14 protein-coding genes are annotated in these 14,526 nt (G+C 63.0%); 11 read left to right on the top strand and 3 right to left on the bottom strand.

Annotated features, from left to right (window positions below; translation table 11 throughout):
* Positions 1 to 37 precede the first annotated feature (37 nt).
* The 4 genes from fliN to EOA60_RS03055 are packed head-to-tail and all read left to right on the top strand — an operon-like array spanning position 38 to position 3,048.
* Complete coding sequence (gene fliN, locus EOA60_RS03070) at positions 38 to 424, top strand: flagellar motor switch protein FliN (protein ID WP_095800432.1); 387 nt, start codon at positions 38 to 40, stop codon at positions 422 to 424.
* 43 nt (positions 425 to 467) lie between these two features.
* On the top strand, positions 468 to 1,484 hold the full coding sequence (locus tag EOA60_RS03065) for a flagellar motor switch protein FliG (protein ID WP_095823382.1): 1,017 nt from the start codon (positions 468 to 470) through the stop codon (positions 1,482 to 1,484).
* Positions 1,485 to 1,508: 24 nt separating this feature from the next.
* Positions 1,509 to 2,591: a flagellar biosynthesis protein FlhB gene (gene flhB, locus EOA60_RS03060; RefSeq protein ID WP_095823381.1), complete on the top strand. Its 1,083-nt coding sequence runs from the start codon at positions 1,509 to 1,511 to the stop codon at positions 2,589 to 2,591.
* Positions 2,592 to 2,610: 19 nt separating this feature from the next.
* Entirely contained in the window at positions 2,611 to 3,048 is a 438-nt protein-coding gene (locus EOA60_RS03055) for a hypothetical protein (protein WP_067002370.1), read from the top strand.
* 35 nt (positions 3,049 to 3,083) lie between these two features.
* Here EOA60_RS03055 and EOA60_RS03050 read toward each other — a convergent pair whose 3' ends face one another.
* From EOA60_RS03050 to EOA60_RS03040, 3 genes are all read right to left on the bottom strand, one after another.
* Positions 3,084 to 3,854 carry a helix-turn-helix transcriptional regulator gene (locus EOA60_RS03050; RefSeq protein ID WP_067326107.1) on the bottom strand — a complete coding sequence of 257 codons (771 nt, stop codon included), beginning with the start codon at positions 3,852 to 3,854 and terminating at the stop codon, positions 3,084 to 3,086.
* Positions 3,851 to 4,561, bottom strand: coding sequence for a helix-turn-helix transcriptional regulator (locus EOA60_RS03045; RefSeq protein ID WP_095777177.1), 711 nt, complete (start codon positions 4,559 to 4,561; stop codon positions 3,851 to 3,853). The genes EOA60_RS03050 and EOA60_RS03045 overlap by 4 nt, the downstream gene beginning before the upstream one ends.
* Before the next feature lie 412 nt (positions 4,562 to 4,973).
* Positions 4,974 to 6,005 (bottom strand): histone deacetylase family protein, encoded by a 1,032-nt coding sequence (locus EOA60_RS03040; protein ID WP_095823380.1) that lies wholly within the window; start codon positions 6,003 to 6,005, stop codon positions 4,974 to 4,976.
* Between the two features lie 168 nt (positions 6,006 to 6,173).
* Here EOA60_RS03040 and EOA60_RS03035 point away from each other — a divergent pair, with 168 nt between their 5' ends.
* The 7 genes from EOA60_RS03035 to EOA60_RS03005 all read left to right on the top strand — a co-directional run bounded on the left by EOA60_RS03035 (position 6,174) and on the right by EOA60_RS03005 (position 14,417).
* Entirely contained in the window at positions 6,174 to 7,832 is a 1,659-nt protein-coding gene (locus EOA60_RS03035; protein ID WP_095823579.1) for an amidohydrolase, read from the top strand.
* Between the two features lie 143 nt (positions 7,833 to 7,975).
* Complete coding sequence (locus EOA60_RS03030; RefSeq protein WP_095823379.1) at positions 7,976 to 9,076, top strand: ABC transporter ATP-binding protein; 1,101 nt, start codon at positions 7,976 to 7,978, stop codon at positions 9,074 to 9,076.
* Positions 9,077 to 9,088: 12 nt separating this feature from the next.
* Positions 9,089 to 10,012 carry an ABC transporter permease gene (locus EOA60_RS03025; protein WP_127335371.1) on the top strand — a complete coding sequence of 308 codons (924 nt, stop codon included), beginning with the start codon at positions 9,089 to 9,091 and terminating at the stop codon, positions 10,010 to 10,012.
* Complete coding sequence (locus tag EOA60_RS03020) at positions 10,005 to 10,808, top strand: ABC transporter permease (RefSeq protein ID WP_095823377.1); 804 nt, start codon at positions 10,005 to 10,007, stop codon at positions 10,806 to 10,808. The genes EOA60_RS03025 and EOA60_RS03020 overlap by 8 nt, the downstream gene beginning before the upstream one ends.
* Before the next feature lie 28 nt (positions 10,809 to 10,836).
* Entirely contained in the window at positions 10,837 to 11,871 is a 1,035-nt protein-coding gene (locus EOA60_RS03015) for an extracellular solute-binding protein (RefSeq protein WP_095823376.1), read from the top strand.
* A gap of 140 nt (positions 11,872 to 12,011) precedes the next feature.
* On the top strand, positions 12,012 to 13,208 hold the full coding sequence (locus EOA60_RS03010; RefSeq protein ID WP_095823375.1) for a serine hydrolase: 1,197 nt from the start codon (positions 12,012 to 12,014) through the stop codon (positions 13,206 to 13,208).
* 30 nt (positions 13,209 to 13,238) lie between these two features.
* Positions 13,239 to 14,417, top strand: coding sequence for a serine hydrolase (locus EOA60_RS03005; RefSeq protein ID WP_127335370.1), 1,179 nt, complete (start codon positions 13,239 to 13,241; stop codon positions 14,415 to 14,417).
* Positions 14,418 to 14,526 lie beyond the last annotated feature (109 nt).

Below are 14,526 nucleotides of genomic sequence, written 5' to 3'. Positions count from 1 at the left end.
GGGCTGAGGCCTGGCTTGGGATTATTGGAGACGAGGCATGGCAAAGACCAACTTGGAAGCCGAACCCGAAGCCGACCAGCCGGACGAGCAGCTCGACCGCGCCATCGAGGAATTGCGCGGCGTGCTGCGGGAGGAGGAGAACCGCCCCGACGCTGCCCTGCAGGCCGGCGCCAATTCCTCGATCATCATGACGATTCCGGTCGATGTGCAGATCATTCTGGGCAGCACCGAAATGCCGGTGTCGGAGCTGATGGCGCTGCAGAAGGGCTCGACGGTAGCGCTCAACCGCCGCATAGGCGAGCCGGTCGACGTGGTGGTCAACGGCCGCAGAATCGCGCGTGGCGAGATCACGGTGCTGGAACACGATCCGTCGCGCTTCGGCATCAGGCTTACCGAAATCAACGCTGCTACCAAGAGCGCCTGAGCATGGACGGCGAGAGCATTCACCGGCAGCGGAGCCATGCCCAATGACGTCGTTGACGCTGACGCGCCCGCAAAAGGCCGCCGCCATCCTGGTGGCGATGGGCAAGCCCTCGGCCAGCCGGCTGCTCAAATTCTTCAAGCAGGAGGAGCTGAAGGCGTTGATCGAGGGCGCGCGGCTGCTGCGCACCATTCCGCAAACCGACCTGGAGCGCATCGTTGCGGAATTCGAGGCCGAGTTCACCGAGGGCGCAGGCCTGCTCGACTCGGCGGACCGGATGGACACGATCCTCAACGAATCGCTGTCGCCGGAGGAAATGAGCGCCATCATGGGCGAGAAGAAGTTCGAGCCCGCTCCTGAGGGGCCGCCGCCGATCTGGCCGGATCTGGAAAAGCTCGAGCCGACGCGCCTGGGCACCTTCCTCGCCGGCGAACACCCGCAAACGTCCGCCATGGTGCTGTCGAAGCTTGCGCCGCAGACCGCGGCCAATGTGCTGCTGACGATGGAAAAGCCGATACGCAGCCAGATCATCAAGCGTATGGTGACGATGGCCAACATTCCGGATGCGGCAGCCAGGATCGTCGAGAACCAGTTGCGCGCCAGCGTGCTTTCGCAAAAAGCGACCAGGGACACCTCGGTCGGCCAGGAGCGCGTCGCCAGCGTTCTCAACGAGATGGCCAAGCCCGAGCTCGACGAACTCATGCAGGACCTGGAGGACGCCGGCACGCCGGATCTGGCCGGGGTCAGGTCGCGGCTGTTTGCCTTCGACGACTTGCCGCTGCTCGCCCAGAAGACGCGCGTGCTTCTGTTCGACGGACTGTCGACGGAGCTCGTCACACTAGCTTTGCGCGGCGCGCCGGCGGAGCTTACCGAATCCGTGCTGTCGGCGATCGGCGCTCGCTCGCGCCGCATGATCGAATCCGAGCTCGGACAGGGATCGGAAGGTATCGCGCTGGCCGACATCATGGCGGCGCGAAAGACGATCGCCGTGGCGACCATTCGTCTCTCGCGGCAGGGAGCGTTCGAGCTTCCCTCGATGCAGACCGCCGCCGAAGCCGCCTGACGATAGCGATGCGGTCAGGGCACCATGGCTGAGGCGGTCGACAAGGATTCCAAAACCGAGGAAGCCACAGAAAAGAAGATCCGCGACACGATCGAGCAGGGCAAGCTGCCTCACTCGCGCGAGACGGCGATCTTCGCTTCCTTCCTCGCCATACTGGTGTTCAGCGTCTTTTACGCCAAGGACGCCATCGTCAATCTCGGCATGTTCCTCGCCATGTTCCTGGAAAAGCCGGAAGCCTGGCCGATGGACACCGAGACCGACGTCATCGAGCTCTACAAGACCGTGCTGTTCGAAATCGGCCGCGCCGTCGTCAGCCTGCTGGTGCTACTGGTGGTCGCCGGCGTCGGCGCTTCGGTGTTCCAGAACATCCCGCAATTCGTCGGCGAACGGATCCGGCCGCAGCTGTCGCGCATTTCGATCGCCAAGGGCTGGAGCCGCCTGTTCGGCGTGCAGGGCTTTGTCGAATTCGCCAAGTCGCTGGCCAAGCTTGCCTTCGCCATCGCCGTGCTCGCCTTCACGCTGTCGGAAGATCACCGCAGGCTGCTCGCCGGCATGATCACCAACCCGGTGTCGTTCGGCATGGTCATCCGCGGCATCTTCGTCGACATATTGGTGGCGATCGTCTTCGTCATGGGGGCGGTCGCGGTCGCCGATATCGTCTGGTCGCGCTTCCACTGGCGGCGCGACCTGCGCATGACCAAGCAGGAAGTGAAAGACGAGCTGAAGCAGTCGGAAGGCGATCCGATCGTGAAGTCACGCCTGCGCTCGCTGGCGCGTGACCGGGCGCGGCGGCGCATGATGACGGCGGTGCCGCGCGCGACGCTCGTCATCGCCAATCCGACGCACTATTCCATCGCGCTGAAATATGTGCGCGAAGAGGACTCCGCTCCGCTGGTGCTCGCCAAGGGCCAGGATCTGGTGGCGCTAAAAATCCGCGAGATCGCGAGAGAGAACAACATTCCGATCTTCGAGGACGTGGCGCTTGCCCGCTCCATGTACAAGCAAGTTTCAGTTGATAGCGTGATCCCGTCGCAATTCTACCAGGCCGTCGCCGAATTGGTGCGGATCGTCTACTCGAAGAAGGCCGAGCGAAAAGTAACCCAATGATCGGACGCTGTTTCTATCCATGAACCGGCAACCACACGCCAATTCACGCGAGCAGATCGTCGCCAATGCCATCCAGGACGTGGTGGGCGAGCTGCGCCTGATCGAGGTCGCGGATTATATCGCCTTTATCCGGCTGGAGCATTTCGCCTGCCTGTCGGACCTGGTGGACTCGGCTGCGGAGCTCTATTTCCAGCCGGGCACGCTCAGGCTCGGTCATGGCGGCGAAGCGCATGTCGACTGGAGCGGCAGCCCGCGCATCGTGCTCGATCTCGAGCTTCGGCCGCGCGGCGTAACCGTCTATTTCCAGCTGATGCTGACCGGGCAGGGCACGTCCGTGATCGTCAATTACGTCTCTTTCGAGAAGCCGGGCGAGACGCCGGAGCACAACACCGCCCTGCTCGAGGACGCGATCGACGAGGCGCGCATCCGGAGGACCGAGCCGCTCGCTTTTCCCTGACGATGTTTCAGGTCTCGGCGCCTGGCCTGGGCGAGCTACTCGATCAGGCCAAGGCGCAGCGCCTTCGCGACCGCCTGGTTGCGGTTGACAGCGTTGAGCTTCTGCGTCGACTGGGTGAGATACTGGTTGGCGGTGTGCACCGACAGTTTCAGGAGCTTCGCGATCTCCTCGCTGGTGTTGCCGTTGGCGGTCAGCTTCAGGCATTCGAGTTCGCGCTTGGAAATGGCGCGCGTCCTGCCGGTTTCGCTTGGACGGATGCGGGCGACCGACGCAAACAGGGCAAAGCAGCGCGCGTGGATTTCACATAGCGTGTCGTCCGAAAGGGTCATATCCGGCCCCAGGAAGACGACCAGCCCGCACTGGCCGCGCTCCGCATGCACCGGAAAGGCGATGCCGTCGGTGCCGGGCGCGAGCGGCGCGGTCGGTTCGGACCATGCCAGGCTCTCCAACCTCTGCTGCGAAACGGCCATGCCGCTGTCGGCCCACCAGCGCGGCGTCGTCGAGATGCGGCTGTGGCGCACCATTTCCTCGCCGCTGGCGCCCGAGATGAATTTGGTGGTGAGGCCGGTCGACGGATAATCCGAATCGAAGCAGGCGACCAGGCGCGCTCGCTCCAGCGAGGGGCTGACGAAGAACAGTCCGAAACCAGAAGCGTTGATATCGACCGCGATCCAGCGGCAGCGGCGCACGGCGTCCGGAATGGTCACCGCGTGATGCGTCTCCGATCCGAGCGAGAAGGCGCCGAACGGATTGCGCTGCTCGTTGAAAAGGGCGGCAGCGGCCTCTTTGATCTGTGCGTGCTTCAAATGATGCCGCTCCTGATAGCGGTCGCAATCGCCATCGCGCGGTTCGAAGCCGCGAATTTCTGGATGGCATGCGTGATGTAGCTGTTGACGGTGTTCGACGAGACGCCAAGAATGAGGGCCACCTCGTCGGTGGTCTTGCCCTCCGATACCCAGAACAGGCATTCGCGCTCGCGGTCCGACAGCGGATCCTGCATGGATGCCGCGGCAATCAGTTGCGGGATGCTGGATAACGCGTAGCAGCATTTCAGTTGCGCCTTCATCAAGGCCGTAAGGTCGATCTTGGCGGGCTCGGCGGCGGAAAACAGCACGAAAAGGCGCTGGCGGCCGACATTCAACCTCAGCGAATAGATCTCGGCGTGGCCGAGCACATCGAGCAGCCGCGCTTCCTCGCCGCTCAGTAGCGCGCCGGCGTCGGGCGCATGCGCCGCGACCAATGGCTTGGGGCGCACGCCCGGCGCTGCCGTCAGCGGGCCGAGCGCGAGATTGGCAATCAGCCGCTTGCCGATCAACTCGATGGCGTCGAAAATCCAGTTCGACGACACGATACGCGCGTCGTTTCGATCCTGATCGTGCACCATGGCGACCAACATATAGCTGTCGGCGCCGATATCGGCTGAAAGCTGCATGAAGAAACTGGTGAGATCGCCGCGCGACGCCAGGCGCGAGCCTGAAGCGTCGGAATGAAGAAGCGCGGCGGGACTGCTCATTTTGATATTCTGACCGGAATCGATCCTTGCGCCCGGTGCTGGCATTGGCCAGCGCTCGGACCCGAAACGCGTCACGTTTACGAAGACACACCCACGGGCGCGCACAGCGCCCAACCGAGCCGAATCCTTACAGGGAACGCGAAGCCGTCCGCGTCTGGTACCGGCAGGACGCCGGAACTTGAGACTTTGGGTGGTCGCCGCGCCCCCCGTGGACCGGCTGATTCGGGTCTAATCTACCCGCAGATGAATCCGACATCAAACGCGATTTGACAAAATCGAATCCGCTGGACTCTTGTTGCGACTCAGCGGCTGCTCATCGCGTTGCTTGGGGGTGGCTTCAGAGCTGAATCGAGCCGATTTCTCGGTTGACGTCCGTTGCAGGCGGAAGCGCGTCCTTTCAATCAGATATGGCTCAGCGGTCCTCGAAGCCGGTCAGCACGCCGACGGCGTTGATGCCGATTTCCTCAACCGCGTAGCCGCCTTCCATGACGAACAGCGTCGGCAGGCCGAGCTTGGCGATGCGCCGGCCGATCTTGGGATAGTCTTCGCTCTTCAGCTTGAACTGGCTGATCGGATCCTTCTCGAAGGTGTCGACGCCGAGCGAGACCACGACCACGTCCGGCGCATAGGCGGCAAGCTTGGCACAGGCGTCTTCCAGCGCTGCGTTCCAGCCGTCCCAGTTGGTGCCGAAGGGCATCGGGTAGTTGACGTTGAAGCCTTCGCCTTCATCCTCGCCGCGCTCGTCGGCATGGCCGAGGAAGAAGGGGTACTCGACCATCGGATCGCCATGCAGGTTGAGCACCTGGACGTCGCCGCGGCGATAGAAAATCTCCTGCGTGCCATTGCCGTGGTGGTAATCGACATCGAGGATCGAGACACGGCTTGCGCCCTGGTCGCGGAACCATTGCGCGACGACGGCGGCGTTGTTGATGAAGCAGTAGCCGCCCATGAAGGCAGCGCCGGCGTGGTGGCCGGGCGGGCGGCAGAGCGCGAAGGCGGTCCGCTCGCCGCCCTTGACCAGGGTGGCCGCCGTCAGCGCGACGTCATAGGATGACTTGATCGCCTTCCATGTGCCTTCGACGAAAGTGGCGCCGGCATCGAAGGAATAGTAGCCGAGCAGGGCGTCGATGCGCTTCGGCGGGACATCGCCGCGCAGGCCGCGCGTCGGCCAGGTGAAGCCCATCGCCGAGCCCTTGAAGCCGGCGGCGACCCATTCCGGCCAAACCGTCGGCAGGAAATCGATGTAGTGCGCTTCATGCACGCGCTTGGCGGCGGCAAGGTCGTGCTCGACCGGCCCGATGATCGGCCCCAGCTTCTCGCTTTCCACCCTTGCCTTGATGAATTCGGCCCGCGAGGGCTTCTCGAAACCCGGCACAATCGCCGAGGTGACCAATTCCATCTGGCCGGCGTGACCGGCGTGAAGCGGTGAAAAAACTGTCTTCATTTTGGGAGTTGGCTCGCTGTTCGAGTTCTGGTTTCGGGGCCTCAAACAGCTTTGTGGCAGAGAGTTCCGGCGCCGCCAAGGGGCATTTCAGTTTGTCGTTCGGGCCAGCATGGGACGGCTTGCCAGACGCCAATACTCTGCTAGCCTAGGCACAAATGGGAGAAAATGATGCCGCAAACGGCCGATCTTATCGTCGAGAACGCCAGCATATTGACGATGGATCCGGATACCCCCGCCGCCCAGGCCATTGCCATCAAAGGTGATAAGATAATTGCGATCGCAGATCGCGATAGCGTCCGCGACTGCAAAGGCCCTGCCACTCGTGTCGTCGATGCTCAGGGCGGCTCCGTCCTGCCGGGCTTCATCGAAGCGCACATGCATTTGTTCGGCGGCGCGGCCGAGCTCGACAATCTGCATCTGGCAGGCGTGCAGGGCTTCGACGCGCTTCGCGACGCGATCCGGGGCTTTGCGGCGAAGCGTCCGAAAGCCGGGCTGCTGCTCGGCGCCGGTGTAGACTATGCGATCCTGCCCGAGCCGGTGACCCGCCATCACCTCGACCGTATCATTCCCGACCGGCCCTTCGCCATGTCGGCCTCCGACCATCACACGATGTGGGCAAACACCAAGGCGCTGGAAGAGGCCGGCCTGCTGCATGGCAAGCAGGTGGGACCAGGCAACGAAATCGTCATGGGCGCGGACGGACTTGCCGCCGGCGAGTTGCGCGAAGGCGAGGCGTTCGGTCCCGTGCTCGACCATTTCGGCGCGAACCGGACACGGCTCGGCCTCGAAGGTGCGGAGCCGGATCCCTATCCGTCGGCAGCGGAGCTTGCCGCCGACGGCGATCTCATGCACCGCGGGCTCGAGTGGTGCGCAAAGCACGGCATCACTTCGATCCAGAACATGGACGGCAACCTCTACCAGCTCGAGCTGCTCGCCGGGCTGCAAGAGGAAGGACGGCTCATCTGCCGCACCAAGATCCCGTTCCACTTCAAGAATTTCATGAAGCTGGACATGCTGGAAAAAGCCTCGCGCATGGCGGCGGCGTACAATTCCGAGTGGCTGTCGTCCGGCATGGTCAAGGTCTTCTACGACGGGGTGCTGGATTCCTGGACCGCGGTGATGGTCGACGATTATGCCGACCGTCCGGGCTGGCGCGGCGAGCCGCTTTTTTCCCCCGAGCATTTCGCCGAGGTTGCGGTCGAAGCCGACAGGCGCGGCCTGCAGATCGCCGTTCATTCGATCGGAGACGGAGCGGTGCGCGCCGTGCTCGACGGTTACCAGGCGGCAGCGAAGAAAAACGGCAGGCGCGACAGCCGGCACCGCATCGAGCACATCGAAGTGATCACCCCGTCCGATGTGCCGCGTTTCGCCGAGCTCGGCGTGCTCGCCTCGATGCAGCCGCCGCATCCGCCGGGCGCGATGAATTTCCCGCTGGAGCCGACGATCTCGCGCATTGGCCATGATAAGTGGCCGCTGAGCTATGCCTGGCGCACCTTGAAGAATGCCGGCGCGCGGGTCGTCTTCGCATCCGACTGGCCGGTCTCGCCGGTTGACCCGATCCTGGGCATCCAGGCGGCGGTCTTGCGCAAACCTTGGGCAGAAGGCCTGCCGGACCAGAGCTTCTCGCTGCATGAAGCGATTGCCGGCTACACGGTCGAAGGCGCCTATGCCGAGTTCATGGAACACCGCAAGGGGCGCCTGAAGCCCGGATACCTCGCCGATATCGTGGTTTTGTCGGCCGATATCGAGAAGACGGCGCCGGAGGCGCTGCACACCGTGCGGCCGGTCACCACCATCTGTGGCGGCAAGATCACTTTCCAAGCTTAGGATTGACTAGGCCTGAGGCTGGCATGGGTATTGCGTTAAAAAAACGAGTAGCAGCTCCGCAGTTGCCAAGCCGGTCGGCTTATGGTGACAATCAAACAGGAACGCACCTGCCGCCAAGAGCAGGCTCTCTCAATGGGGTAATCGTGCCGGAACAACCGGGTAAGAACGCGATCGAAGTTCGCGGCGTACGAAAAGTATTTGGAACCGGTGAAAACCAGGTAGCCGCTCTCGACACGGTGTCCGTCTCGATCCGCGAGAACGAGTTTTTCACGCTGCTCGGCCCGTCCGGATGCGGAAAGACGACGCTTTTGAGACTGATTGCCGGCTTCGATTTCCCAAGCGCCGGCGACATCATGCTGCACGGCCAGGACATCGCGCCGCTGCCGCCGTTCAAGCGACCCGTCAACACCGTCTTCCAGAGCTACGCGCTCTTCCCGCACATGACGGTGGCGCAGAACATCGGCTTCGGTCTGGAGATGCTCGGCAAGCCCAAGGGCGAAATCGAGGCACGGGTCGCTCAGATGCTGAAACTGGTCAAGATGGAGGCGCTCAAGGCGCGCCGCACCAGCCAGATCTCGGGCGGCCAGCAGCAGCGCGTCGCGCTCGCCCGGGCGCTCGCGCCACAGCCGAAGGTGCTCTTGCTCGACGAGCCGCTCTCGGCGCTCGACTACAAGCTGCGCAAGGAGATGCAGATCGAACTGAAGCGGCTGCAGCACGAGACCGGCATCACCTTCATCTTCGTCACCCACGACCAGGAAGAAGCGCTGACCATGTCAGACCGGATCGCGGTGATGTCGGCCGGCAAGATCCTCCAGGTCGGCACGCCGCGCGACATCTATGATCGCCCCGCCGAGCGCTTCGTGGCCGACTTCATCGGCGAGAGCAATTTCCTCAAGGGCGAAGTGAAAAGCGTGGCCGATGGGCGCGCCACCGTCAGGCTCTCGTCCGGCGCGGAAATCCCGGCATCGCTGCCGGAAGGTTTCACGCCGTCGGTTGGCGTTACGCTGGTGGTGCGGCCGGAGCACGCTCAGATCGGTCCGGCGGACGCCAACGCTTCGCTCAGGGGCACGGTCGAGAACGTCGTCTATCTCGGCACTGACACGCATTTCCATCTCAAGCTCGACGACGGCAGTGCCTTTATCGTGCGGCGGCAGAACAGCCGCGGAGGCGGCGAAGCGCTGGCGCCGGGCAGCCGCGCGGGCGTCGCGATTGGCGCGAATGCCGCTCAAGCGCTGAAGGATTAGGGACTTCCATTCATGGCCAACGCCGAGGAAATTGCTCGCGCCGCCGACGCTAGGGACATACGCGACCGCTGGCTGCTCTCGGCGCCGGCGCTCGTCATCATCCTCCTGGCCGCCATCGGGCCGCTTTTCGTCATGTTGGCCTATTCCTTCATGCTGAAGGGCGACTATGGCGACGTGCAGGTCGGCACGTTCTCGCTGGACGGATGGACATCGGTCCTGTTCCAGCGTGACATCTTCGACGACACGCTGGGTCTGGCAGACGCGCATCTGACCATCTTCTGGCGTTCGATAAGCCTTTCGTTCTACACCACCGTGCTGACGTTGCTCTTCGGCTTTCCTACGGCTTATTTCATCGCCACGCGACCGCCGAAAACGCGCGAGGTTTGGGTTTTCCTCGTCACCATTCCGTTCTGGACGAACCTCCTGATCCGCACCTTCGCCATGCAGCAGGTGATCCGCAACGAAGGGCTGGTCAACACGGCCTTGATGTCGCTCGGCATCATCAAGCAACCGCTGCAGATCATGAATACCGACGCCGCCATCCTGCTCGGCATGATCTATATCTACCTCCCTCTGATGGTGCTGCCGATCTACGCCTCGATGGAGAAGCTCGACTTCAGGCTGGTCGAGGCCGGATATGACCTCTACGCGGGTCGCTGGCAGGTCCTGCGCCGCATCATCTTCCCGCTGATCAAGCCCGGCGTCATCGCCGGCTCGATACTGGTCTTCATTCCCTCGCTCGGGGCCTATGTCATTCCGCGGGTGCTGGGCGGCGGCAAGAACATGATGCTCGGCAACCTGATCGAACTGCAGTTCGGCGCGGGTCGTAACTGGCCTCTGGGCGCGGCCATTTCGATTACGCTCATGGTGCTGGTGATGATCGCGCTCCTGTTCTACGTGCGCAACGCATCCCGTTCGGAGGGTGTCCATGGCTAAGCGTCCGTTCGACATCCAGGCGCAGCCCGGCTTCGGCTTCATGGCGCTTCTGACCTTCTTCGCGCTCTATCTGCCGATCGCGGCGCTCGTCGCCTATTCGTTCAACGCGGCGGATTCGCTTTCGCGCTGGGATGGCGTCTCACTACGCTGGTTTATTTCGGCCTGGCACAATTCGGCCGTGCAGGATGCCTCCGTCCGCTCGCTCGTGCTGGCGGTCTCGGCCGCCGCGCTGTCGACGATCGCCGCCACCATGGCTGCGCTGGCCACGACCCGCACGCGGCCCTATCCCGGCCTCACCTTCAAGTACGCCTTCATCAACCAGCCGCTGATGGTGCCGGAGATAGTCACCGGCGTCGCGCTCCTGATCGTGTTCTCGCGCATCAAGGTCTGGACCGGTTACTCAGGGCTCGGCTACCTGATCGCCGCGCACACCGCCTTCTGCATCCCGTTCGCCTACCTGCCGATCCGGGCGCGGCTGGAGAGCATGGACCTGACGCTAGAGCGCGCAGCCGCTGACCTATACGCCACGCCTTGGAAAGCCTTCCGCTTTGTGACGCTGCCGCTCTTGAGGCCGGCCATCATCGCGGGCTTCATGCTCGCCTTCGTCATTTCGCTGGACGACGTGGTCATCACCGAATTCGTAAAGTCCGGCGGGCAGGATACGCTGCCCACCTACATGCTCGGCCAGTTGCGGCGCGAAACGAGCCCGGAAATCAATGCGATCGCCACGCTATTCCTGGCGCTGTCGGTGGTGCTCGTAACTGCGTTCTACTTCGTCAATCGGCGCAAGCCATGACTAACGATTGCCAAACGGGAGAATAGCAATGAAAAGGAAGATAGCGGCCGCTACGGCGGTATTCGCATTGTTCGCTTTTGCGGGCAGTGCGTATGCGGAAGGCGAACTCAACATCTTCAATTGGGGCGACTACACCAGCCCCGAGATGATCAAGAAGTTCGAGGATGCCTACAAGGTCAAGGTGACGATCACCGACTACGACTCCAACGACACCGCGCTAGCAAAGGTACGCGCCGGTGGTCACGGCTTCGACATTGTGGTGCCGTCGGCCAACTACGTGCCGATCTGGGTGAAGGAAGGGCTTCTGCTCGAGGCCCGGCCCGACCAGATGGAGAACTTCAAGAATGTCGACGAGCGCTGGGTGAACGTTCCCTGGGACCCGGGCCGTCACTATACGGTTCCGTGGCAGTGGGGCCTGACCGGTATTGGCGTCAACACAAAGGTCTATAGCGGCGACATCAACACCTCGGCCATCTTCCTCGACCCGCCGAAGGAACTGGTCGGCAAGATCAACGTCGCGCCGGAAATGAACGACGTTCTGTTCGCCACCATCAAGTATCTGGGCGGCGACTGGTGCACGGACGACAAGGAACTGCTCAAGAAAGTGCGCGACAAGCTAGTGGAGGCCAAGCCGAAATGGCTGGCCATGGATTACAGCGTGACCGAGAAGCTACCGGCCGGCGACTACTCGGCCGTGTACTACTGGAACGGCGCCATCATGCGCTCGCGCATCAAGAACCCCGACATCAAGTTCGGCTACCCGAAGGAGGGCTTCCCCTTTTTCATGGATAGTGTTGCCATCCTGAAGGATGCAAAGAATGTCGAGAACGCCAAGTTGTTCATGAACTTCATCATGGATCCCGAGAACGCCGCCATGATCTCCGCCTTCGCCAAATATGCCAATGGTATCAAGGGTTCGAAGGCGTTCATGCCAGCCGACATGAAGGATGCGCCCGAACTGGTGGTACCGCCGGAACTGGAGAAAGCGGGCGAGTTCCTCACCCCCTGCTCGCCCGAGGTGCAGCAACTCTACACGCGCATCTGGACGGACGTTCAGAAATAGCGGCACTCCGCCTTCTTCCCGCGCGAACGGGAAGAAGGCGGAGCCACTCGAAAGGCCCATTCGGGGGCTTATCGCCCGCCGTGCTGACCGCTCCTCATCCAAGTGAGTGGAAGACGGCAGGCGGCGATAGGGAAATTCTCATGACATCTTACCGCAACTCCGATCCGCGGCCGCCGATCATGCAGGGCTCGCCACCGGCCATGGCTCTGCCGAAGCTCGACTGGGATCGGCCACCGTGGAACCGCTGGGCCTTCCAGCACGTGCGTGAGTTTTTGCCGACCGTCGAGGTCTGGCGCGGCCAAGGTCATCGCCGTCGGCTCGATCGCGCCGAGGTCGATCTCGATGACCTGGCGGTGGCGGATAGCGAGGGCCGTCCGACAACGCTCGCGGGCCTGCTCGATGAGACCTACACGGACGGTTTGCTGGTGTTGAAGGACGGCAGGGTCGCCTATGAGCGCTACTTCAACGGCATGGACGAACGCACGCTGCATCTGTCGCAGTCGATGGCAAAGTCGGTCACCGGATCGGTGTTCGGCATCCTGGTCGGGCGCGGCCTGATCGACCCGGCCAGGCTGGTGACCGATTATCTTCCGGAGCTCGGCGAGACCGCCTGGACCGGGGCCACCGTGCAGCAAGTGCTCGACATGACGACCGGCGTGCGCTTCTCGGAAGAGTACACGGATCGCTATTCCGAGATCGGTCAGGTCGATGTCGCCACCGGCTGGAAGCCGATCCCGCCGGGCAGCGATCCTGATTTCCGGTGGCCCGCGCATCTGTTCGAGCTGATCCTGCGCCTGAAGGACAAGGTGCGCGAACATGGCGAGGCCTTCGAATACCGCTCGATCGAGACCGATGTGCTTGCCTTCATCATGGAGCGGGTGAGCGGCAAGCGCCTGGCGCAGCTGGTCTCGGAAGAACTCTGGCAAAAGCTCGGCGCCGACGAGAGCGCCTGTTTCACAGTCGACAGCGCCGGCTATGCGCTGGCCGATGGCGGCTTCAACGCGACGCTGCGCGATTATGGCCGCTTCGGCCAGTTGATCCTCGACAATGGCGGCGGAGTCATCCCTGCCGAGTGGATCGAGGCGACGCGCAGCGGCAAGCACGGACCGGACTTCAGCCCGAGCCTTCCGGACGGCAGCTACCGCAACCAGTTCTGGATCGAGGATCCACGCTCTCGCGCACTGATGTGCAAGGGCGTGTTCGGCCAGATGATCCATATCAGCTGGGAGCACAGGATGGTCGTCGTGAAGCTTTCGACCTATCCGGATTTCCTCAACGCCGCCTATTCGGTGGCGACGCTTAAGGCCGTGCACGCCATAGCCGCCGCGCTAGGCTGAAAGTCAGAGATAGACGTCCGGGAGACAATCGTGACCGGCAACACCGCGTTCGAGACCAAATACGGCTTTGCCCGCAAGGATGTGCGGCTCGATAATTGGCGGCTGAGGCCGTTCAGCCAATGGTCGTTCCAGAATGTCGGCGAACTGGTGCCGAGCGTCCACGTTGCCGCCGCGCCCGGCGGCGAGGAAGAGGTGAAATCGCTCGGCGCGCTGCTCGAGGAGAAAGTCACCTTGGCCGGCGGCGCCGAAACAGTCGAAGCATTCCTGAAGCGCTCCGACACTGACGGGCTGACGATCCTGAAGGGCGGCAGGCTGGTCGGCGATTGGTCGGCCCCGCATATGGCGTTCGGTCAGCGCCACATCATCTTTTCGATCAGCAAGTCGGTGACGGCGATCCTCGCCGGCATCCTGCAAGGCGAGGGAGTGTTCGACCCGGAAGCGCCGGTGACAGAATACATCCCCGAAGTCAAGGGCTCGGCCTATGGCGATGCGAGCGTGCGCAATGTGCTCGACATGACGGTCAGCCTCGACTTCGAGGAGGCCTATCTCGATCCGGAAAGCGCCTTCGCCCGCTATCGCCGCGCGACACTGTGGAATCCGGGCGGCGGGTCGGAAAGCCTCGCTGCGTTTCTGTTGACGTTACCGCGCCTCGCCGAGCCGCATGGGCAGACCTACCGTTATCGCTCACCCAATTCGGATATGCTGGGCATCCTGGTGGAGCGGGCATCCGGCAAACGCGTCAGCGACTTGCTCAGCGAGAAACTGTGGCTGCCGCTGGGCGCCGCGAGCGAGATGTCGGTGACCGTCGACATGGAAGGCACGGCGCGTACCGCCGGCGGCATGTCGATGACGCCGCGCGACCTTGCCCGCATCGGCGAGATGATGCGACAGGGCGGCACGGCCAATGGCCGCCGCATCGTGCCGGAGGCTTGGGTGCATGACACGGTTGCCAGCGGCGGCAGCCATGAAGCGTGGCGGCGCGGTACGATGGTGTTCCTCTTCCCTAAGGGCCGCTACCGCAACAAATGGTACCAGATGGGCACGCCAAGCGGCGCCTTCTGCGGCATCGGCATTCACGGCCAGTGGATCTACGTCAACCCGAGCGACGAGGTGGTCATCGCCAAGATGTCGTCGCAACCGGAACCGGTCGACGATCAGCTTGATCTCGATGTAGTCGCCTTCTTCGAGGCCCTGAGCCGGATGGTTTGAGCCGTTCGGCTGGTCTTTCCTCGCAGCTCTTTCCTGTGGAGCTTTCCTGTCGGGTGGAGACAGCGCGGTTGGCGCAGCCGTCGTCCCGGCCTATTGTCGCCGCTCTTTT

This window comes from Mesorhizobium sp. M1A.F.Ca.IN.020.06.1.1, from assembly GCF_004023265.1.
GTDB lineage: Bacteria > Pseudomonadota > Alphaproteobacteria > Rhizobiales > Rhizobiaceae > Mesorhizobium.
This window is presented reverse-complemented; position numbering and strand designations above follow the sequence as displayed.